This window comes from Flavobacterium degerlachei, assembly GCF_900106645.1.
GTDB classification, from domain to species: domain Bacteria; phylum Bacteroidota; class Bacteroidia; order Flavobacteriales; family Flavobacteriaceae; genus Flavobacterium; species Flavobacterium degerlachei.
In genome coordinates, this window is record NZ_FNMV01000004.1 from 63,002 (window position 1) to 83,778 (window position 20,777).

The 20,777-nt window shown below is 35.6% G+C and carries 33 protein-coding genes; 32 read left to right on the plus strand and 1 reads right to left on the minus strand.

What is annotated here, in order from left to right; genetic code table 11:
- Window positions 1–6 precede the first annotated feature (6 nt).
- The 31 genes from fusA to carA all read left to right on the plus strand — a co-directional run bounded on the left by fusA (window position 7) and on the right by carA (window position 17,739).
- Window positions 7–2,163: an elongation factor G gene (gene fusA / locus BLV91_RS05180; protein ID WP_091430432.1), complete on the plus strand. Its 2,157-nt coding sequence runs from the start codon at window positions 7–9 to the stop codon at window positions 2,161–2,163.
- An 11-nt stretch (window positions 2,164–2,174) separates the two neighbouring features.
- Window positions 2,175–2,480 carry a 30S ribosomal protein S10 gene (rpsJ, locus tag BLV91_RS05185; RefSeq protein WP_040473603.1) on the plus strand — a complete coding sequence of 102 codons (306 nt, stop codon included), beginning with the start codon at window positions 2,175–2,177 and terminating at the stop codon, window positions 2,478–2,480.
- A gap of 157 nt (window positions 2,481–2,637) precedes the next feature.
- Window positions 2,638–3,255, plus strand: a complete 618-nt coding sequence (rplC, locus tag BLV91_RS05190; protein ID WP_091430435.1) for a 50S ribosomal protein L3 — start codon at window positions 2,638–2,640, stop codon at window positions 3,253–3,255.
- Window positions 3,255–3,884 (plus strand): 50S ribosomal protein L4, encoded by a 630-nt coding sequence (rplD, locus tag BLV91_RS05195; protein WP_007136565.1) that lies wholly within the window; start codon window positions 3,255–3,257, stop codon window positions 3,882–3,884. The genes rplC and rplD overlap by 1 nt, the downstream gene beginning before the upstream one ends.
- 6 nt (window positions 3,885–3,890) lie before the next feature.
- Entirely contained in the window at window positions 3,891–4,181 is a 291-nt protein-coding gene (gene rplW, locus BLV91_RS05200; RefSeq protein ID WP_007136564.1) for a 50S ribosomal protein L23, read from the plus strand.
- Between the two features lie 9 nt (window positions 4,182–4,190).
- A complete protein-coding gene (gene rplB, locus BLV91_RS05205; RefSeq protein WP_007136563.1) occupies window positions 4,191–5,015 on the plus strand; it encodes a 50S ribosomal protein L2 in 825 nt (274 codons plus the stop codon).
- Between the two features lie 6 nt (window positions 5,016–5,021).
- Window positions 5,022–5,300 carry a 30S ribosomal protein S19 gene (rpsS, locus tag BLV91_RS05210; RefSeq protein ID WP_007136562.1) on the plus strand — a complete coding sequence of 93 codons (279 nt, stop codon included), beginning with the start codon at window positions 5,022–5,024 and terminating at the stop codon, window positions 5,298–5,300.
- 6 nt (window positions 5,301–5,306) lie between these two features.
- Window positions 5,307–5,717 (plus strand): 50S ribosomal protein L22, encoded by a 411-nt coding sequence (rplV, locus tag BLV91_RS05215; protein WP_007136561.1) that lies wholly within the window; start codon window positions 5,307–5,309, stop codon window positions 5,715–5,717.
- 6 nt (window positions 5,718–5,723) lie between these two features.
- Entirely contained in the window at window positions 5,724–6,473 is a 750-nt protein-coding gene (rpsC, locus tag BLV91_RS05220) for a 30S ribosomal protein S3 (protein ID WP_007136560.1), read from the plus strand.
- A gap of 19 nt (window positions 6,474–6,492) precedes the next feature.
- The gene (rplP, locus tag BLV91_RS05225) at window positions 6,493–6,918 is read left to right on the plus strand and encodes a 50S ribosomal protein L16 (RefSeq protein ID WP_007136559.1); all 426 of its coding nucleotides are present in this window, start codon (window positions 6,493–6,495) and stop codon (window positions 6,916–6,918) included.
- Window positions 6,919–6,931: 13 nt separating this feature from the next.
- Entirely contained in the window at window positions 6,932–7,123 is a 192-nt protein-coding gene (gene rpmC, locus BLV91_RS05230) for a 50S ribosomal protein L29 (protein ID WP_007136558.1), read from the plus strand.
- 17 nt (window positions 7,124–7,140) lie between these two features.
- Complete coding sequence (gene rpsQ, locus BLV91_RS05235) at window positions 7,141–7,401, plus strand: 30S ribosomal protein S17 (protein ID WP_007136557.1); 261 nt, start codon at window positions 7,141–7,143, stop codon at window positions 7,399–7,401.
- A gap of 2 nt (window positions 7,402–7,403) precedes the next feature.
- On the plus strand, window positions 7,404–7,772 hold the full coding sequence (rplN, locus tag BLV91_RS05240; protein ID WP_007136556.1) for a 50S ribosomal protein L14: 369 nt from the start codon (window positions 7,404–7,406) through the stop codon (window positions 7,770–7,772).
- 11 nt (window positions 7,773–7,783) lie between these two features.
- Window positions 7,784–8,098 carry a 50S ribosomal protein L24 gene (gene rplX, locus BLV91_RS05245; RefSeq protein WP_026707009.1) on the plus strand — a complete coding sequence of 105 codons (315 nt, stop codon included), beginning with the start codon at window positions 7,784–7,786 and terminating at the stop codon, window positions 8,096–8,098.
- Window positions 8,099–8,100: 2 nt separating this feature from the next.
- Entirely contained in the window at window positions 8,101–8,652 is a 552-nt protein-coding gene (gene rplE / locus BLV91_RS05250; protein WP_091430437.1) for a 50S ribosomal protein L5, read from the plus strand.
- Window positions 8,653–8,655: 3 nt separating this feature from the next.
- Window positions 8,656–8,925, plus strand: a complete 270-nt coding sequence (gene rpsN, locus BLV91_RS05255) for a 30S ribosomal protein S14 (protein ID WP_007136553.1) — start codon at window positions 8,656–8,658, stop codon at window positions 8,923–8,925.
- A gap of 122 nt (window positions 8,926–9,047) precedes the next feature.
- Window positions 9,048–9,446, plus strand: a complete 399-nt coding sequence (gene rpsH, locus BLV91_RS05260; protein ID WP_007136552.1) for a 30S ribosomal protein S8 — start codon at window positions 9,048–9,050, stop codon at window positions 9,444–9,446.
- Between the two features lie 15 nt (window positions 9,447–9,461).
- Window positions 9,462–10,004 carry a 50S ribosomal protein L6 gene (rplF, locus tag BLV91_RS05265; protein ID WP_091430439.1) on the plus strand — a complete coding sequence of 181 codons (543 nt, stop codon included), beginning with the start codon at window positions 9,462–9,464 and terminating at the stop codon, window positions 10,002–10,004.
- 11 nt (window positions 10,005–10,015) lie between these two features.
- Window positions 10,016–10,366, plus strand: coding sequence for a 50S ribosomal protein L18 (gene rplR / locus BLV91_RS05270; RefSeq protein ID WP_007136550.1), 351 nt, complete (start codon window positions 10,016–10,018; stop codon window positions 10,364–10,366).
- A 6-nt stretch (window positions 10,367–10,372) separates the two neighbouring features.
- Entirely contained in the window at window positions 10,373–10,900 is a 528-nt protein-coding gene (gene rpsE, locus BLV91_RS05275) for a 30S ribosomal protein S5 (RefSeq protein ID WP_007136549.1), read from the plus strand.
- Between the two features lie 12 nt (window positions 10,901–10,912).
- On the plus strand, window positions 10,913–11,095 hold the full coding sequence (gene rpmD / locus BLV91_RS05280) for a 50S ribosomal protein L30 (RefSeq protein WP_007136548.1): 183 nt from the start codon (window positions 10,913–10,915) through the stop codon (window positions 11,093–11,095).
- 11 nt (window positions 11,096–11,106) lie between these two features.
- Window positions 11,107–11,559, plus strand: a complete 453-nt coding sequence (gene rplO / locus BLV91_RS05285) for a 50S ribosomal protein L15 (RefSeq protein ID WP_007136547.1) — start codon at window positions 11,107–11,109, stop codon at window positions 11,557–11,559.
- 10 nt (window positions 11,560–11,569) lie between these two features.
- Window positions 11,570–12,916, plus strand: a complete 1,347-nt coding sequence (secY, locus tag BLV91_RS05290) for a preprotein translocase subunit SecY (RefSeq protein ID WP_091430442.1) — start codon at window positions 11,570–11,572, stop codon at window positions 12,914–12,916.
- A 4-nt stretch (window positions 12,917–12,920) separates the two neighbouring features.
- On the plus strand, window positions 12,921–13,136 hold the full coding sequence (gene infA / locus BLV91_RS05295) for a translation initiation factor IF-1 (RefSeq protein WP_007136545.1): 216 nt from the start codon (window positions 12,921–12,923) through the stop codon (window positions 13,134–13,136).
- A 12-nt stretch (window positions 13,137–13,148) separates the two neighbouring features.
- Window positions 13,149–13,265 (plus strand): type B 50S ribosomal protein L36, encoded by a 117-nt coding sequence (gene ykgO, locus BLV91_RS05300; RefSeq protein WP_008992256.1) that lies wholly within the window; start codon window positions 13,149–13,151, stop codon window positions 13,263–13,265.
- Window positions 13,266–13,267: 2 nt separating this feature from the next.
- Window positions 13,268–13,642 (plus strand): 30S ribosomal protein S13, encoded by a 375-nt coding sequence (gene rpsM, locus BLV91_RS05305; RefSeq protein ID WP_007136544.1) that lies wholly within the window; start codon window positions 13,268–13,270, stop codon window positions 13,640–13,642.
- An 8-nt stretch (window positions 13,643–13,650) separates the two neighbouring features.
- Window positions 13,651–14,034 (plus strand): 30S ribosomal protein S11, encoded by a 384-nt coding sequence (gene rpsK / locus BLV91_RS05310; RefSeq protein ID WP_007136543.1) that lies wholly within the window; start codon window positions 13,651–13,653, stop codon window positions 14,032–14,034.
- 92 nt (window positions 14,035–14,126) lie between these two features.
- Window positions 14,127–14,732, plus strand: a complete 606-nt coding sequence (gene rpsD / locus BLV91_RS05315) for a 30S ribosomal protein S4 (RefSeq protein WP_007136542.1) — start codon at window positions 14,127–14,129, stop codon at window positions 14,730–14,732.
- A 21-nt stretch (window positions 14,733–14,753) separates the two neighbouring features.
- Window positions 14,754–15,746 carry a DNA-directed RNA polymerase subunit alpha gene (locus BLV91_RS05320; protein ID WP_040473601.1) on the plus strand — a complete coding sequence of 331 codons (993 nt, stop codon included), beginning with the start codon at window positions 14,754–14,756 and terminating at the stop codon, window positions 15,744–15,746.
- 62 nt (window positions 15,747–15,808) lie between these two features.
- On the plus strand, window positions 15,809–16,297 hold the full coding sequence (gene rplQ / locus BLV91_RS05325; RefSeq protein WP_040473600.1) for a 50S ribosomal protein L17: 489 nt from the start codon (window positions 15,809–15,811) through the stop codon (window positions 16,295–16,297).
- A gap of 341 nt (window positions 16,298–16,638) precedes the next feature.
- Window positions 16,639–17,739: a glutamine-hydrolyzing carbamoyl-phosphate synthase small subunit gene (carA, locus tag BLV91_RS05330; RefSeq protein WP_091430445.1), complete on the plus strand. Its 1,101-nt coding sequence runs from the start codon at window positions 16,639–16,641 to the stop codon at window positions 17,737–17,739.
- 98 nt (window positions 17,740–17,837) lie between these two features.
- Here the strand turns inward: carA and BLV91_RS05335 are convergent, their stop codons facing one another.
- A complete protein-coding gene (locus tag BLV91_RS05335; protein WP_091430447.1) occupies window positions 17,838–19,166 on the minus strand; it encodes an erythromycin esterase family protein in 1,329 nt (442 codons plus the stop codon).
- A 301-nt stretch (window positions 19,167–19,467) separates the two neighbouring features.
- Here BLV91_RS05335 and eno point away from each other — a divergent pair, with 301 nt between their 5' ends.
- A complete protein-coding gene (gene eno, locus BLV91_RS05340; protein ID WP_091430449.1) occupies window positions 19,468–20,760 on the plus strand; it encodes a phosphopyruvate hydratase in 1,293 nt (430 codons plus the stop codon).
- Window positions 20,761–20,777: the final 17 nt, after the last annotated feature.

Genomic DNA, 20,777 nt, shown 5'->3' on the forward strand with positions numbered 1-20,777 from the left:
TAAGAAATGGCTAGAGAACTTAAATATACAAGAAACATAGGAATTGCTGCTCATATTGATGCTGGTAAAACAACGACAACTGAGCGTATATTATTCTATACAGGAAAATCACACAAAATTGGTGAAGTACACGATGGTGCTGCAACAATGGACTGGATGGCACAAGAGCAAGAAAGAGGGATTACGATTACTTCTGCTGCTACAACTTGTGAATGGAATTTCCCAACTACACAAGGTAAAGTATTACCTGAAACATTACCTTATCACTTTAATATTATTGACACACCGGGACACGTTGACTTTACAGTTGAAGTAAACCGTTCTTTACGTGTTCTTGATGGTTTGGTTTTCTTATTTAGTGCTGTTGATGGTGTTGAGCCACAATCAGAAACTAACTGGAGACTAGCAGATCAGTACAAAGTTCCACGTATTGGATTTGTTAATAAAATGGATAGACAAGGATCTAACTTTTTGATGGTATGTCAGCAAGTAAGAGATATGTTAAAATCTAATGCTGTTGCAATCACTTTGCCAATTGGTGAAGAGAATGATTTCAAAGGTGTGGTAGATTTAGTAAAAAACCAAGCTATTGTTTGGCATGAAGAAGGTTTAGGAGCTACATATGATATTGTGCCTATCCCTGAAGATATGCTTGATGAAGTGAAGGAATACAGATCGATTCTTATTGAAGCAGTAGCTGATTATGATGAGAATTTGTTAGAAAAATTCATGGAAGATGAAAACTCTATTACAGAGGAAGAAATCAACGTTGCTTTAAGAGCTGCGGTTATGGATATGGCTATCATCCCGATGATTGCTGGTTCTTCTTTCAAAAACAAAGGTGTTCAATTTATGTTGGACGCAGTTTGTAAATATTTACCTTCTCCAATGGACAAAGATGGTATCGAAGGGATTCATCCTGATGATGCTGAATTGTTAGAAGAAGATCAAACTAAAATATTGCGTAAGCCAGATGTTAAAGAGCCATTCGCTGCTTTAGCTTTTAAAATTGCTACTGACCCATTCGTAGGTCGTTTAGCTTTCTTCCGTGCTTATTCAGGACGTTTAGATGCAGGTTCTTATGTTTTGAACACACGTTCAGGAAACAAAGAAAGAATCTCGCGTATTTATCAAATGCATGCTAACAAGCAAAACCCAATCGATTTTATCGAAGCAGGTGATATTGGAGCGGCAGTAGGATTTAAGGACATCAAAACTGGAGATACATTGTGTGATGAAAAACACCCAATCATTCTTGAGTCAATGAAATTCCCTGCGCCGGTAATTGGTATTGCAATTGAGCCTAAAACAAAAGCTGACGTTGATAAAATGGGTATGGCTTTAGCTAAATTAGCTGAAGAAGATCCTACGTTTACTGTTAGAACTGATGAAGCTTCAGGACAAACTATTATATCAGGTATGGGTGAGCTTCACTTAGATATCCTTGTTGATAGAATGCGTCGTGAGTTCAAAGTTGAAGTAAACCAAGGTGAGCCTCAAGTTGAATACAAAGAAGCTTTTACAAAAATTGCTCAACACAGAGAAACGTACAAGAAACAATCTGGAGGTCGTGGTAAATTCGGTGATATCGTATTTAAATTAGAGCCTGCTGATGAAGTTGATGGTAAAGTTCCTGTTGGATTGCAGTTTGTGAACGCTGTAAAAGGTGGTAACGTTCCTAAAGAATATATACCGTCTGTTGAAAAAGGTTTCAGAGAAGCTATGAAAGCTGGTCCGTTAGCGGGTTATCAGGTGGATAGTTTGAAAGTAACTCTTTTAGATGGATCTTTTCACCCTGTGGATTCTGATGCACTTTCTTTTGAACTTGCAGCTAGAATGGGATACAGAGAAGTAGCTAAGGCTGCTGGAGCTGTAATTCTTGAGCCAATCATGAAAATGGAAGTTATTACACCGGAAGAAAACATGGGAGATATCGTAGGTGATATTAACCGTCGTAGAGGTCAGGTTAATGACATGGGTGATAGAGCAGGTGCTAAAACCATTAAAGCAGATGTGCCATTGTCTGAAATGTTTGGATATGTTACGACATTAAGAACACTTTCGTCAGGAAGAGCAACTTCTACTATGGAATTTTCACATTACGCGGAAACTCCTTCTAATATTTCGGAAGCAGTAATCAAAAAAGCAAAAGGAAACGCTTAATCTTTAAGAAAATGAGTCAAAAAATCAGAATAAAACTAAAATCTTACGATTATATGTTGGTAGACAAGTCTGCTGAGAAAATCGTAAAAACGGTAAAAAGTACCGGTGCAGTTGTAACAGGTCCAATCCCATTGCCAACACACAAAAAACTTTTCACAGTACTACGTTCTCCACACGTTAACAAAAAAGCTAGAGAGCAATTCGAAGTAATGTCATATAAGAGATTAATTGACATTTATTCATCTTCATCAAAAACAATTGATGCATTGATGAAACTTGAATTACCTTCTGGAGTTGAAGTAGAGATCAAAGTTTAAGTAGCTTTTTAAGAAAGAGAAGAGCACTGCATTTAAGTGGAAAATATTTTATTTGGTTTGTGTGTAAATAAGTTATACTTTTGCACCACTAAAAAAATAGGGTTCACTTAAGTGTTGGTGTTCTATTTTTATATTTAATAATTAATAATTAATAATTATGTCTGGGTTAATTGGTAGAAAAATCGGCATGACTAGCATTTTCGACGAGAACGGGAAGAATATTCCTTGTACAGTAATCGAAGCTGGACCATGCGTTGTTACCCAAGTCAGAACCAAAGGTGTTGACGGGTATGAAGCGTTGCAACTTGGTTTCGATGACAAAAACGAGAAACATTCCACAAAAGCGGCTTTAGGTCACTTTAAAAAAGCGGGAACTGTAGCTAAGAAAAAAGTCGTTGAATTCCAAAATTTTGCAACAGAACAAAAACTAGGGGATCTTATAGATGTTTCTATGTTTGTTGAAGGAGAATTTGTAGATGTACAAGGTGTATCTAAAGGTAAAGGTTTTCAAGGGGTTGTGAAACGTCACGGTTTTGGTGGTGTTGGTCAAGCAACTCATGGTCAACATAACCGTTTAAGAGCGCCAGGTTCTGTAGGAGCTTCATCTTATCCATCTAGAGTATTCAAAGGAATGCGTATGGCTGGACGTATGGGAGGCGAAAATGTAAACGTTCAAAACCTTAGAGTTTTAAAAGTAGTGGCTGAAAAGAACCTACTTGTTATTAAGGGATGTGTTCCTGGATGTAACAACTCTTATGTAATCATTCACAAGTAATGGAAGTAAAAGTATTAGATTTCAACGGAAAAGATACTGGAAGAAAAGTTCAACTTTCTGATTCAGTATTCGCAATTGAACCAAATAATCACGCAGTATACCTTGATGTTAAGCAATATCTTGCTAATCAAAGACAAGGAACGCACAAAGCTAAAGAAAGAGCTGAAGTAGCGGGAAGTACTCGTAAGATTAAAAAACAAAAAGGAACTGGTACTGCTCGTGCGGGTAGTGCAAAGAATCCATTGTTCAAAGGTGGTGGAACAGTTTTCGGACCAAGACCAAGAAGTTATTCATTCAAATTGAATAAAAACTTGAAACGTTTGGCAAGAAAATCTGCTTTCTCAATCAAAGCAAAAGAGTCAAATATTATCGTTCTTGAAGACTTTAATTTTGAAACTCCAAACACTAAAAATTTCATTAATGTTTTGAAAGCTTTAGAGTTAGAAAATAAAAAATCTCTGTTTGTGTTGGGTGACGTTAATAAAAACGTATATTTGTCCTCACGTAATTTAAAGGCGTCTAGCGTAGTAAGTAGCTTAGAATTAAGTACTTATGCTATTTTAAATGCTAATAACCTAGTTCTTTTAGAGAGTTCTTTGGAGATAATTGAAGAAAATTTAAGTAAATAATAGGATATGAGCATCATAATTAAACCTATAGTAACGGAAAAAGTAACCAAAGAAAGTGAAGTTTTAAACCGCTTCGGATTCGTTGTTAACAAAAAAGCAAATAAAGTTGAGATTAAGAAAGCTATTGAAGCTGCTTATGGTGTGACTATTTTGAGTGTTAACACGATGAACGTAAGACCGGATAGAACTACAAAATACACTAAAAGTGGTTTAATCAGTGGAAAGACGAATGCAATTAAGAAAGCAATTGTTCAAGTACAAGAAGGAGAAACAATTGATTTTTACAACAATATCTAAGATAGAAAAATGTCAGTAAGAAAATTAAAACCTATTACCCCAGGTCAGCGATTTAGAGTTGTGAATGGTTATGACGCCATTACAACTGATAAGCCGGAACGCTCTTTGATAGCGCCGATAAAAAACTCTGGAGGTAGAAATAGTCAAGGAAAGATGACCATGCGTTATACGGGTGGTGGTCACAAGCAGAGATATCGTATTATTGATTTCAAAAGAACAAAGGAAGGAATTCCTGCGACAGTGAAATCAATCGAATATGATCCAAATCGTACTGCGTTTATCGCATTATTAGCTTATGCTGATGGTGAGAAAACTTATATTATTGCTCAAAACGGATTGAAAGTAGGTCAGAAATTAGTTTCTGGTCCTGAATCTCAACCTGAAATTGGTAATACGTTGCCTTTAAGCAGAATTCCATTAGGAACTGTTATATCATGTATTGAGTTACGTCCAGGTCAAGGAGCAGTAATTGCTCGTTCTGCTGGAACATTTGCTCAATTAATGGCAAGAGACGGGAAATATGCAACAATCAAAATGCCATCAGGTGAAACAAGATTGATCTTGTTAACTTGTGCTGCTACTATTGGAGCTGTTTCTAATTCAGACCACCAATTAGTTGTATCTGGTAAAGCAGGTAGAACAAGATGGTTAGGTAGAAGACCTAGAACAAGACCTGTAGCGATGAACCCTGTTGATCACCCAATGGGTGGTGGAGAAGGACGTTCTTCTGGTGGACATCCACGTTCAAGAAATGGAATACCAGCAAAAGGTTATAGAACTCGTTCTAAGAAAAACCCGAGTAACAAGTATATCGTAGAACGTAGAAAGAAATAATAAGATATGGCACGTTCATTAAAAAAAGGACCTTTCGTTCATTATAAGTTAGACAAGAAAGTTCAAGAAAACATCGCAGGTGGAAATAAAGGAGTGGTTAAGACATGGTCTAGAGCTTCTATGATTACTCCAGACTTTGTTGGACAGACTATCGCAGTTCATAACGGTCGTCAATTTGTACCAGTTTACGTAACAGAAAACATGGTAGGTCACAAATTAGGAGAATTTTCACCAACTAGATCTTTTAGAGGTCATGCTGGAGCAAAAAATAAAGGTAAAAAATAAGAAGCAATGGGAGTTCGTAAAAGAGAAACAGCAGATGCGAGAAAAGAGGCTAATAAGTCTATTGCTTTCGCGAAATTGAATAACTGCCCTACTTCACCTAGAAAAATGCGCTTAGTAGCGGACTTGGTAAGAGGTCAGAAGGTAGAAAGAGCACTAAACATCTTAAGATTCAGTTCTAAAGAAGCTTCAAGAAAATTAGAGAAATTGGTTTTATCTGTTATTGCCAACTGGCAAGCAAAAAACCCTGACGCTAATATGGAAGAAGCAGGTTTATTTGTTAAAACGATTACAGTAGATGGTGGAATGATGTTGAAAAGACTTCGTCCAGCTCCACAGGGTCGTGCACACAGAATAAGAAAACGTTCTAATCACGTTACAATCGTATTAGGATCTATTAATAACACACAAGCAATTTAATACAAGATGGGACAAAAGACAAATCCAATTGGAAATAGACTTGGTATCATCAGAGGATGGGACTCAAACTGGTATGGTGGAAATGATTATGGTGATAAACTTGCCGAAGATCATAAAATCAGAAAGTATATCCATGCTCGTTTATCAAAAGCTAGTGTATCAAAAGTAATCATCGAGAGAACTTTGAAACTTGTAACCGTTACTATCACTACTGCTAGACCTGGTATCATTATCGGAAAAGGTGGACAAGAGGTAGACAAGTTAAAAGAAGAACTTAAGAAAATTACTGACAAAGAGGTTCAAATCAACATCTTTGAAATCAAAAGACCTGAACTTGACGCGTATCTAGTTGCTACAAGCATCTGTCGTCAAATTGAAAGCAGAATTTCTTACAGACGTGCAATCAAAATGGCTATTGCTGCCTCAATGCGTATGAACGCAGAGGGTATCAAAGTTTTGGTTTCTGGTCGTTTGAATGGAGCTGAGATGGCACGTTCAGAAGGTTTCAAAGAAGGTAGAGTTCCTCTATCAACTTTCAGAGCTGATATTGATTATGCACTTGCCGAGGCGCATACTACTTATGGTAGAATGGGAATCAAAGTGTGGATCATGAAAGGTGAAGTCTATGGAAAGAGAGATCTTTCTCCGCTTGCAGGAATGGACAAAAAACAAGCTGGTGGTAAAGGTGGAGATGCTCCTCGTGGCAAATCTAACTTTAATAGAGGTGGAAAACCTGACGCTCGTAAAAGAAAGTAAATTTTTAAATTAAAGAAAAATGTTACAGCCTAAAAGAACAAAATACCGAAAGGTACAGAAAGGTAGAATGAAAGGAAACTCTCAAAGAGGGCATGAACTTTCTAATGGAATGTTTGGTATTAAATCTGTACATGAAGATGGATGTTTTCTAACTTCTCGTCAAATTGAAGCTGCGCGTATTGCTGCAACTCGTTTTATGAAAAGAGAGGGACAATTATGGATCAAAATATTTCCAGACAAACCAATCACAAAGAAACCTCTTGAGGTACGTATGGGTAAAGGTAAAGGTGCAGTTGAATATTGGGCTGCCGTAGTTAGACCCGGAAGAATCATGTTTGAAATTGGAGGAGTTCCTTTGTCAGTTGCAAAAGAGGCTTTGCGTCTTGCGGCACAAAAGCTTCCAGTAAAAACCAAATTCGTTGTTGCTAGAGATTTCGAAGCATAATCTATATTATATTATGAAACAATCAGAAATAAAAGATCTTTCTGCAGCGGAGTTGCAAGAAAAGCTTAGCCAGACTAAGAAAATATATGCTGACCTAAAAATGGCTCATGCTATATCACCAATTGAAAACCCACTTCAAATTAGAAGTGTAAGAAGATCAGTTGCTAGATTAGCTACAGAGCTTACAAAAAGAGAGTTGCAATAATTGTAATCTGCTGAAAGATGGAAGAAAAAAGAAATTTAAGAAAAGAGAGAGTTGGTGTTGTAACTTCGGATAAAATGGATAAGTCTATTGTAATCGCTGAAGTTCGTAAAGTAAAACACCCATTATACGGTAAGTTCGTGTTGAAAACTAAAAAGTATCACGCACACGACGAAAAGAACGACTGTAACATTGGAGATACGGTAAGGATTAGCGAAACGCGTCCTTTAAGTAAAACTAAATGTTGGAGGTTAGTTGAAATCCTAGAAAGAGCTAAATAATTATGGTACAACAAGAATCAAGACTAAAAGTAGCAGATAACACTGGAGCAAAGGAAGTTTTAACTATCCGTGTTTTAGGAGGTACCAAAAGAAGGTATGCCTCTGTTGGTGACAAGATTGTAGTTTCTATAAAAGACACAACTCCAAACGGAAGCGTTAAAAAAGGAGCTGTTTCAACTGCAGTTGTTGTACGTACCAGAAAAGAAGTGAGAAGAGCCGACGGATCATATATCAGATTTGATGACAACGCATGTGTGTTATTGAATGCTGCTGGTGAGATGAGAGGAACTCGCGTTTTTGGTCCAGTAGCAAGAGAACTTCGTGAAAAACAATTCATGAAAATTGTATCATTAGCACCTGAAGTGCTTTAATTCGTTTTAAGATGATAAAGCTAAAAATAAAAACAGGAGACATCGTAAGAGTAATCGCTGGAGACCATAAAGGTTCAGAGGGGAAAGTTTTACGTGTTGACCGTGAGAAAAACAAAGCGATTGTTGAAGGTGTAAACATGGTTTCGAAACATACGAAGCCAAGTGCAAAAAGCCCTCAAGGTGGTATCGTGAAAAAAGAAGCTTCTATACAAATTTCTAATATCTCTCTAATTGATCCTAAAACTAAGGAAGCAACTAGAACTGGAGTTAGAGTTGAAGGAGATAAGAAAGTAAGATTTTCAAAAAAATCTAATCAAGTACTATAGTAATGGCGTATATACCTAGACTGAAAGAGGAATATAAGAACAGAGTTATTTCTGCTCTTAAAGAGGAGTACGGATACATAAACGTAATGCAAGTTCCTAAATTGGAAAAAATCGTTTTGAGCCGTGGAGTTGGTGCAGCTGTATCTGATAAAAAACTTATTGACTATGCAGTTGATGAGTTAACAAAGATCACTGGACAAAAAGCAATATCTACAATATCAAAGAAAGACGTTGCGTCTTTCAAATTGAGAAAAGGTATGCCAATTGGAGCAAAAGTTACTTTGCGTGGAGAAAGAATGTATGAGTTTTTAGATAGACTTATTACTTCAGCTTTACCGCGTGTAAGAGATTTCGGTGGTATTAAAGCTACTGGTTTTGACGGAAGAGGAAATTATAACCTTGGAGTTTTGGAGCAAATCATTTTCCCAGAAATTGATATTGATAAAGTAAACAAAATTTCAGGTATGGATATCACTTTTGTAACTACTGCAAACACTGATAAAGAAGCAAAGTCGTTATTGGCTGAATTAGGATTACCTTTTAAAAAGAATTAAGACATGGCTAAAGAATCAATGAAAGCCCGTGAGGTGAAGAGAGAAAAAACGGTAGCTAAGTATGCTGAGAAAAGAAAAGCTTTGTTAGAAGCTGGAGATTTCGTAGGTTTGCAAAAGTTACCAAAAAATGCTTCGCCAGTTCGTTTGCACAATCGTTGTAAATTAACAGGTAGGCCTAGAGGTTATATGCGTCAATTTGGTCTTTCACGTGTTACATTTCGTGAAATGGCAAATAACGGATTGATACCTGGTGTTAAAAAAGCATCTTGGTAAAACGTAATTTATTACGTTCTGATACAGACCTAACCTAGTTACGTCTGTATCATTAATATTTATAAATTGGTTTCAGGTTCGATTAATGATTAATTGAAAACCAAAACCGCAAATCAATAAACATGTATACAGATCCTATTGCGGATTATTTAACAAGAGTTAGAAACGCTGTGGCTGCAAACCACAAAGTTGTCGAAATTCCTGCATCTAATCTAAAAAAAGAAATCACAAAGATCTTATTTGATCAAGGTTATATCTTAAGTTACAAATTTGAAGACAACGCTGTACAGGGTTCAATCAAAATTGCTTTGAAGTATGATAAAGATACTAAAGAGTCAGTAATTAGAGATATCCAAAGAATTAGTAAACCAGGTTTACGTAAGTATTCAAGTTCTTCTACCATTCCTAGAATCCTTAACGGATTAGGCATCGCTATTGTTTCAACATCAAAAGGATTGATGACTGGAAAGAAAGCGAAGCAATTAAATGTAGGTGGTGAAGTAATTTGTTACGTATACTAATAAATATTCTATAAGATGTCAAGAATAGGTAAAAACCCAGTCGTAATCCCTGCCGGAGTAACTGTAGAAGTTAAAGATGGTATTATTACGGTAAAAGGAAAAAATGGTCAACTTACACAGGAGTTTTCGGACGTAACTGTAACAGTTGAAGACGGTCAAGTTCAAGTAGAAAGATCGTCTGATCACAAAGACCACAGAGCAAAACACGGTTTGTATAGATCTTTAGTCAATAACATGATTATTGGTGTAACTGATGGTTTTACAAAATCATTGGAATTGGTAGGAGTTGGTTATAGAGCTTCGAATCAAGGACAAAAATTAGATTTAGCTCTTGGATTCTCACACAATATTGTTTTGGATGTAGCTCCAGAGGTGACTCTAGAAACTATATCTGAAAAAGGTAAGAACCCAATTGTGAAGTTAACTTCGTTAGATAAACAACTTTTAGGACAAGTTGCGGCAAAAATTAGAGGCTTTCGTAAGCCTGAGCCGTACAAAGGAAAAGGTGTTAAATTTGTAGGTGAAGTATTAAGAAGAAAAGCAGGTAAATCAGCATAAAAAATAAAATTATGTCATTAACGAAACCTCAGAGAAGACAGAGAATTAGATTCAGAATTAGAAAATCGATCAGTGGTACTGCTGCTAATCCAAGATTATCTGTATTTAGAAGTAACAAAGAAATTTATGCTCAATTAATTGATGACGTAAACGGAGTTACATTGTTGGCTGCATCTTCAAGAGAAAAAGAAATAGGAAAAGGTACAAACGTAGAAGTTGCTATTGCTGTTGGAAAACTAGTAGCAGAAAAAGCGTTAAAAGCTGGGATAGAAGTTGTAACATTCGATAGAGGAGGTTACTTGTATCACGGTCGTATTAAATCATTAGCAGAAGGCGCGAGAGCGGCTGGACTTAAATTCTAATATAGTATGTCTAATAGTAAATACAAGAATGTAGAGTTAATAAAACCAAGTGGTCTTGAATTAAAAGATCGTTTGGTGAGTGTTAATCGTGTTACTAAAGTTACAAAAGGTGGTAGAGCTTTCGGTTTTTCTGCTATTGTAGTTGTAGGTGATGAAAATGGAGTAGTAGGTCATGGATTAGGAAAATCTAAAGATGTTTCTGAAGCAATTGCGAAAGCAGTAGAAGATGCTAAGAAAAATTTAGTAAAAATTCCTTTACATGGTCAATCGGTTCCTCACGAACAAAAAGGTAAATTTGGTGGTGCACGTGTATTTTTAATTCCTGCCTCTCATGGTACAGGAGTTATTGCTGGTGGAGCTGTTCGTTCAGTTCTTGAATCAGTAGGGATTCACGATGTATTATCTAAATCTCAAGGATCATCAAATCCTCACAACGTAGTAAAAGCAACTTTTGATGCTTTATTACAAATGAGAAGCGCTCACACTGTTGCAAAACAAAGAGGAGTTTCTTTAGAGAAAGTTTTTAAAGGTTAATTCAAGGAAATTATGGCTAAATTATTAGTAAAACAAGTTAGAAGTAAAATCAACTGTCCACTTGATCAAAAAAGAGGATTAGTAGCTTTAGGTCTACGTAAAATGGGTCAAGTGGTAGAGCATGATTCAAACCCTACAATCCTTGGGATGATAAACAAAGTTAAACACTTAGTTTCTGTAGAAGAAGCTAAATAACAAATACTGTTATGAATTTAAGTAACTTACAACCAGCTGAAGGGTCGACACACAGTCAAAATAAAAGATTAGGTAGAGGAGAAGGTTCTGGAAAAGGTGGTACTTCTGCAAGAGGTCACAATGGACAGAAATCTCGTTCTGGTTATTCTAAAAAGATTGGTTTTGAAGGAGGGCAAATGCCACTTCAAAGACGTGTACCTAAGTTTGGTTTTACAAACATCAATCGTAAAGACTACGAAGGTGTGAATCTAGATACTCTTCAATTATTAGTTGATAATGGTATTATTACAGACAGTGTCGATATGACAACTTATGTAGCAAACCGTTTGGCAACTAAGAATGAAATCGTAAAGATTTTAGGAAGAGGAGAATTGAAAGCAAAATTAAAAGTAACCGCTCACAAATTTACCGCTACTGCAAAAGCTGCTATTGAAGCTGCTGGAGGAGAAGCTGTAACAATGTAATTTTCGATTTATGAAGAAATTTATTGAATCAATAAGCAATGTTTGGAAAATCGAGGAACTAAAAAACAGAATCCTAATTACATTAGGTCTGCTTTTAGTTTATCGTTTTGGAGCACATGTTACGCTTCCAGGGATCGATGCAACACAGTTAACTAGTTTAGCCGGTCAAACCAAAAGTGGTATCGGATCTATTCTAGATATGTTTACTGGTGGTGCGTTCTCTAAAGCGTCAGTTTTTGCTTTAGGAATCATGCCTTACATTTCTGCGTCTATTGTTGTTCAGCTTATGGGAATTGCGATTCCTTATTTGCAAAAGCTTCAAAATGACGGGGAAAGTGGTAGAAAAAAGATCAATCAGATTACACGTTGGTTAACTATCGTTATTACTTTAGTTCAAGGGCCAACTTATATCTACAATCTTTACAGAACTTTACCTAGTAGCGCATTTTTATTAGGGTTTAATTCCTTTGAATTCTTATTTTCTTCAGTAATTATCTTGGTTACAGGTACAATATTTGCCATGTGGTTAGGAGAAAAAATAACTGATAAAGGAATTGGAAATGGTATTTCTCTATTAATTATGGTAGGTATACTTGCTAGGTTTCCACAAGCATTCATACAAGAATTTACTACAAGAGTTACGAATAACAACGGTGGACCAATGTTATTGGTTATCGAAATTATTATTTGGCTTTTAGTAATTGTTGCATGTGTTTTGTTAACCATGGCAATTAGAAAGATACCAGTTCAGTACGCTCGTCGTACTACATCAGGAGATTTTGAACAAGATATGATGGGTGGTAATAGACAATGGATTCCTTTAAAGCTTAATGCTGCAGGAGTTATGCCTATTATCTTTGCTCAGGCGATTATGTTCATTCCTGCTGCTGTGGCTGGATTATCAAAATCAGATGCATCGCAATCAATTGTTGGCGCTTTTAGTAATATGTTCGGTTTTTGGTATAACCTTGTATTTGCAACTTTAATAGTTGTGTTTACATTCTTTTATACAGCAATTACAGTTCCTACTAACAAGATGTCTGATGATCTTAAGAGAAGTGGAGGATTTATTCCAGGTATCAGACCAGGAGTTGAGACTTCAGATTTTCTTGACAAAGTGATGTCTTTGATAACTTTCCCAGGATCTTTATTTCTTGCTTTGATAGCTGTGTTCCCAGCGATTATTGTTAGTCTTATGGATGTTCAACAATCTTGGGCAATGTTTTTTGGGGGTACCTCATTAATAATTATGGTTGGTGTCGCAATAGATACAATTCAACAAATCAATTCATACTTGTTAAACAAACATTATGATGGTTTAATGAAAAGTGGAAAAAATAGAAAAGCAGTAGCTTAATTTTATGGCAAAACAATCAGCAATAGAACAAGACGGATCAATCATTGAAGCATTATCAAATGCGATGTTCCGTGTAGAATTAGAGAATGGACATATTGTTATTGCTCATATATCTGGAAAAATGCGTATGCATTATATCAAATTATTACCTGGTGATAAAGTGAAACTGGAAATGAGCCCATATGATTTGTCAAAAGCAAGAATTACTTATAGATATTAAAGGATATTCACAATGAAAGTTAGAGCATCAGTAAAAAAGAGAAGTCCCGAGTGCAAGATTGTGCGTAGAAAAGGGAGATTGTACGTTATAAACAAAAAGAATCCTAGATTTAAACAAAGACAAGGATAGTTATGGCAAGAATAGCAGGGGTAGATATCCCGAAAAACAAGAGAGGTGTTATAGCACTTACCTACATCTTCGGATTAGGAAATAGTAGAGCTATTGAGATTTTAGATAAAGCTCAAGTAAGCCAAGATAAAAAAGTTCAAGACTGGAATGATGACGAGATCGGAGCAATTCGTGAAGCGGTATCAGAATTCAAAATTGAAGGAGAATTACGTTCTGAAGTTTCTTTAAACATCAAACGTTTAATGGATATTGGTTGTTACAGAGGTATCCGTCATAGAACTGGTCTTCCTTTAAGAGGACAAAGAACTAAGAACAACTCTAGAACAAGAAAAGGTAAAAGAAAAACTGTTGCTAACAAGAAAAAAGCAACTAAATAATAAGTAATATGGCTAAAGCAACTGCAAAAAAACGTAAAGTTATCGTTGAATCAACGGGAGAAGCTCATATTTCTGCTACCTTCAATAACATCATTATTTCTTTGACAAACAAAAAAGGTGAAGTTATTTCTTGGTCTTCAGCTGGTAAAATGGGTTTTAGAGGTTCTAAAAAGAACACTCCATACGCAGCCCAAATGGCAGCAGAAGATTGTAGTAAAGTAGCTATTGAAGCAGGACTTAAAAAAGTTAAGGTTTATGTAAAAGGACCAGGAAACGGACGTGAGTCTGCTATCCGTTCTTTGCATAACGGTGGAATTGAAGTGACTGAGATTATCGATGTTACTCCAATGCCTCACAACGGATGTCGTCCTCCTAAGAGACGTAGAGTTTAATAATAATATTTAAGTATAACAAGGTAGAATTAACGATTATCGAAGGATATGACCTGAATTCATAATCTCTACCTTAATTTAATTTTTAAGAAATGGCAAGATATACTGGTCCAAAGACAAGAATTGCTCGTAAATTTGGCGAAGCAATATTCGGAGATGATAAAGCTTTCGAAAGAAGAAGTTACCCACCTGGACAACACGGGATGGCTAAAAAAAGAGGAAAAAAATCTGAGTATGCTATCCAGTTAATGGAAAAGCAAAAAGCTAAATATTCTTACGGAATTTTAGAAAAACAATTCAGAGGTTTATTCAAAAAAGCATCGGCTACTAAAGGAGTTACTGGTGAAGTTCTTTTACAATTGTGTGAAGCAAGATTAGATAACGTTGTTTTTAGAATGGGTATCGCTCCTTCTAGAAGAGGCGCTAGACAACTTGTATCTCACAGACACATCACTGTGAATGGTGATGTTGTAAATATTGCTTCTTACCACCTTAAACCTGGTGATAAAGTTGCTGTTCGTGAAAAATCTAAATCTTTAGAGGCTATCGAACGTTCTTTATCTAATTCAAGTCATGTTTATGAATGGATTACTTGGAACAATGACGTTAAAGAAGGTACTTTTGTTACTGTACCGGCAAGACTTCAAATTCCAGAAAACATTAAAGAACAATTAATCGTAGAGTTGTACAACAAATAATAATTGACTTAGTCGAAATTTATGGCAATATTTAATTTTCAGAAGCCCGATAAAGTTATCATGATCGATTCAACCGATTTTGAAGGTAAGTTTGAATTCAGACCTTTAGAGCCAGGATATGGATTGACCGTTGGTAATGCACTTAGAAGAGTCTTGCTTTCAGCATTAGAAGGTTATGCAATTACATCTGTTCGCATAGAAGGTGTAGATCATGAGTTTTCTACTATCTCAGGAGTTGTTGAGGATGTTACCGAAATTATTCTTAATCTTAAACAAGTACGTTTCAAACGTCAAATTGAAGATATTGATAATGAAGCAGTTACTATTTCAGTTTCAGGTAAAGATCAATTGACAGCTGGTGATTTTCAAAAATTTATTTCAGGTTTCCAAGTTTTGAATCCAGAACTGGTTATTTGTAATCTAGATCCAAAAATCAAACTGAACTTCGATTTAACAATCGAAAAAGGTAGAGGATATGTTCCTGCTGAAGAGAACAAAAAACAGAATGCTGCAATTGGAACCATTTTTACAGATTCAATTTTTACTCCGGTAAAAAATGTAAAATATGCAATTGAAAACTTCCGTGTAGAGCAAAAAACAGATTATGAAAAGTTAGTTTTTGAAATAAAAACTGACGGTTCTATAAATCCAAAAGATGCACTTACTGAAGCTGCCAAGGTTTTAATTCACCATTTCATGTTGTTCTCTGACGAAAGAATTACACTTGAGGCTGATGAAATCGCACAAACAGAATCGTATGATGAGGAATCATTGCATATGAGACAATTGCTTAAAACTAAGCTTGTTGATATGGATTTATCTGTAAGAGCATTAAATTGTTTGAAAGCGGCTGAAGTTGATACACTTGGTGATTTAGTATCGTTTAATAAAAATGACCTAATGAAATTCCGTAATTTCGGTAAAAAATCTTTGACGGAACTAGATGAACTAGTTGCAATTAAGAATTTAAACTTCGGAATGGATTTAGCGAAATACAAACTAGATAAAGAATAATTTACTTCATATTTTGCTCTCCATAATGGATTGTAGCAAGATGAAGTTAAAATAAATTGGTCATGAGACACGGAAAAAAATTCAATCACCTTAGCAGACAGACAGCACATAGAAAATCTATGTTAGCTAATATGGCTTGTTCTCTTATCGAGCACAAACGTATTAACACTACTGTTGCTAAAGCAAAAGCGCTTAAACAATTCGTTGAGCCTTTAATAACAAAATCTAAAACTGATACGACTCACAACCGTCGTATTTGTTTCGCTTACTTACGTAGCAAATATGCGGTAACTGACTTGTTCAGAGACGTAGCTGCTAAAGTTGGTGACCGTCCAGGTGGATACACTCGTATCATTAAAGTTGGAAATCGTTTGGGAGATAATGCTGATATGGCAATGATCGAACTTGTAGATTTCAATGAACTTTACAATGGTGGTAAAAAAGAAGTTAAAAAAGCAAAAAGCCGTCGTGGTGGAAAAGCAAAGAAAGCAGATGAAGCTACTGAAGCTCCAGCCGCTGAAACTGAAACAACTACTGACGCAGCTGAATAGTTATGAAAATAATCATTCAATAAAAATCAAGGATAAGCTATTTATAGTTTATCCTTTTTTTTTGTTTTTTTTGGAGTAAATCTAATGAGCTTCGTTCGAGATTGGTCGTGCTGTTCACTGTATCTTTTTATCCTGAACTTGATTCAGGATCCTGAATCAAGTTCAGGATAAAAAGGATGTCGTTTCCATCAGGTCTAGTTTAGAACTTTTTATTTCCATAATAAATTTCAAAAGTTTGCTTCCATTGCATTAAAGAATTAAATTTGCACAATATTTAACTACAAATGAAACTAGCTTTGCGAGTTCCATGAGACTATTAAAATAATAATAGAAATCAACGAATGAAATATACAACAAGACAAAGTGCCATACTTTTATTAAGTGATGGAACTATTTTTCACGGGAAATCTATCGGAATCAGCGGAACCACTTTTGGTGAAGTGTGTTTCAATACAGGAATGACTGGTTATCAAGAAATCTTTACTGACCCATCTTATTTCGGTCAAATAATGGTAGCTACTAATGCCCATATTGGAAATTATGGTGTCAGTGAAAAGGAAGTAGAATCGTCAAGCATTAAAATCTCCGGTTTGGTTTGTAAGAACTTTAGTTTTAATTACTCTCGTGCTGATGCATCTGAAAGTTTAGAGGATTACTTCGTCAAAGAAAACTTAATTTGTATCTCAGATGTAGATACAAGAGCATTGGTAAGTTACATTAGAGATAATGGTGCAATGAATTCAGTTATCTGTACTGATGGAACTCCAATCGAAGATTTAAAGTTAGCACTAGCAAATGTTCCAGATATGAAGGGATTGGAATTAGCTTCGAAAGTTTCTACCAAAGAACCTTATTTTTATGGTGATGAGAATGCTACTTATAAGATTTCTGCACTAGATTTAGGAATAAAAACAAATATCTTGCGAAATCTTGCAAAAAGAGACTGCTATATAAAGGTTTATCCTTTCGACTCATCATATCAGGATTTGGCAGCATTTAACCCTGACGGTTATTTCTTGTCGAATGGCCCTGGTGACCCTGAGCCATTATCAGGTGCGATTCAAGTAGCTAGAGAAATACTCGAAAATAATAGACCATTATTCGGAATTTGTTTAGGTCATCAAGTAATTGGTTTGGCAAATGGGGTTTCAACTTATAAGATGTTTAACGGACATAGAGGAATAAATCATCCTGTTAAAAATCTTATTACTGGAAAAGGGGAAATCACGTCTCAAAATCATGGTTTTGCAGTTAGTAAAGAAGAATTAGACAATAATCCAGATTTAGAGATTACGCATCTTCATCTTAATGATGGAACTGTGGCTGGTATGCGAATGAAAAATAAAAATTGTTTCTCAGTTCAATATCACCCAGAAGCAAGTCCTGGACCACATGACTCTTCTTATTTGTTTGATCAATTTATTGAAAATATCAAAGGATAATGCTATAGTTGTTGCTTATATAAGTCGCAATTTATCAAATTATATTGGGCCTGACTTTTTAGTAAAGTCAGGCCCTATTTTTATGATAGGAATTCAAACTACATACCAAAAGGATATGTTTCTGGGATTTGACTGCCGTCCGGTTGAATGTGTAGTGGATGTAATGCGGTTGTTTGGTCAATGTAAATGAAGGCGTCATATCTTTTTGGCAAAATAGTAGGTACGTAATTCCCGTAGCTTTCATGTTCTGGATTATAAACTACACCTATTGCCCGGTGGCCAATGTAGTCTGAAATACATTTTTCATTGCGAATGTTGTTCATTAATAATAGTCTATTTTGACCATTACTTGCAAGGTGAAATGCATGTTCCCAACTTCCTTCTATAGCTTTAGGGACTTTTAACGTTCTCATATCATCTCCCCAATTTCTGCCGGCTATCACACTGCCTTTATAGGATCCAAAACCAATAGCTATAACTCCTTCAGTTGCGTATTGTTCCCTTAGTAGTTGACCTACATTTACCATGCCTTCTGATGCCATGTCCGTAGCTCGCGCGTCCCCAATATGAGTGTTGTGCTCCCAAACAATTACCTTTGACTGATTGCCATGAAACTTTAAAAGTCTTTCTATTGTTGAAACCATATGCTCATCACGGATGTTCCAAGAAGCCGAACCTCTCTTTATCATAGCTCTATAATACTTTTCAGCATTTCTAGCGATATATGCATTTTGCTCCGTGCTCATTACGTTTTCAGCATCAGAGTTATAGTTAGGGATATTTTTTCTTATTTCCGTAAGCATTGTGAGGATTTCTTTCTCGCATAATATTGGTACAAAAGCTGAGGCTCTGGCATAGGATTGACCTTCGTCTTTTGAGTAGGGTTCAAAGCATTCCAGGGCTGTTCTTGCAATCTGCAATGCTTTAGGATCATTCTTTTCTAAATATTCTATGATGGAATTCATTGATTCGCTAAAGCTGTAAACGTCTAATCCATAAAAGCCTATTCTTTTATCGGCGGATAATTTTTTATTGTATTCTTTTAACCATTCTATAAATGCTGCTGTTTCCCAATTAGCCCACATCCATGTAGGCCATCTTTTGAATTCATTCATAACTGTGTAAATATCTGTGCCTGAATTTAGGTATCCCTTTGCATATCGGTTTAAACGGTAGCAATCTGGCCAGTCTCCTTCAACGCCCACAAATGAGAATCCTTTTTCCTTAATTAGGCGCTGCGTTATTTTTGCTCTCCATGTGTAGTATTCGTGTGTTCCGTGAGAAGCTTCACCAAGTAGGACGTATTTTGCATCACCTATGTAATCCATAAGAGGATCTAGATCTTCTAAGTTTTGCAAAGGTGTTGAGTGGTTTTTTAAAAGCGCTACGATTTGAGGTGAATTATTCGAATTGTCTAATGTGTCCATCTGATTTTGAATTTAGCTATATAAAGTTAGTTCAAATAATTGATAATTAGCGTTTTAACATGTTTATTTATTCTTAAAAAGATTTATTCGTCTGCTTTTGTATTTTCTGACTCGTTAGTTGAGTTAGTTTCCATTTTTTTAATTAATAACAGAAAATAAAGAAGTGATTTATAGGAAATGTGCTAATTATTTGATTTTGGAAAATAATTATAACGTTTTCGTTAATAACATTCATTATTTTGATATTATCATTTAAAAAGATAGGATATATTTGTAGTATTATAATTTTAAATAAAGTAGTATGAGTATTATTATCAAAATTCACGCAAGACAAATTTTCGATTCGAGAGGAAATCCTACTATTGAAGTAGATGTAGTTACAGAAAATGGTGTTTTGGGTAGAGCGGCAGTTCCATCTGGAGCTTCAACCGGAGAACATGAAGCTGTAGAGTTACGTGATGGAGGAAAAGCCTTTTTAGGAAAAGGAGTTTTGAATGCAGTGAAAAATGTTAATACCATTATTGCTGAAGAATTGTTAGGGACATCAGTTTTTGAACAAAATTTAATCGATCAAACAATGATTGAATTAGATGGCACTCCAAACAAATCAAATCTAGGAGCAAACGCAATTTTAGGAGTTTCCCTTGCTGTTGCAAAAGCAGCTGCTAATGAATTGGGATTGCCTTTGTACAGATACGTGGGTGGTGTTTCTGCAAACACTTTACCGGTTCCAATGATGAATATCATCAATGGAGGTTCACATTCTGATGCGCCAATCGCGTTTCAAGAATTTATGATTTTTCCAGTAAAAGCAACTTCTTTCACACATGCAATGCAAATGGGGACTGAGATTTTTCATAGCCTTAAAAAAGTATTACATGATAGAGGTCTTTCTACAGCAGTAGGTGATGAAGGTGGTTTTGCACCAAATTTAGCTGGTGGTACTGAAGATGCATTAGATACTATCAAAAAAGCTGTTGAAATAGCAGGATACACATTTGGAGACGAGATTATGATTGCTTTAGATTGTGCTGCTGCAGAATTTTATGTAGACGGAAAATATGATTACTCTAAATTTGAAGGCGAAACAGGTAAAGTAAGAACTTCTGCTGAACAAGTTGATTATTTAGCTGAATTAGCTGCTAAATACCCAATCATATCTATTGAAGATGGTATGGACGAAAATGACTGGGACGGATGGAAATTATTAACTGAAAAAATTGGAGATAAAGTACAATTAGTAGGTGATGATTTATTTGTAACAAACGTAGCGCGTTTGTCAACTGGTATTGAAAAAGGAATTGCAAATTCAATTCTTATCAAAGTTAACCAAATTGGTACCCTTACTGAGACTATTGCAGCTGTAAACATGGCTAAAAACGCAGGGTATACTTCAGTAATGTCACACCGTTCTGGTGAAACAGAAGATAATACAATCGCTGATTTAGCGGTAGCATTGAACTGTGGGCAAATTAAGACTGGTTCTGCGTCTCGTTCTGACCGTATGGCAAAATACAACCAACTGTTAAGAATAGAAGAAGAGTTGGGAGAAACTGCTTATTTTCCTGGGAAAAATGCATTCAAAATAAAATAAAATTTCAAGATTTATAT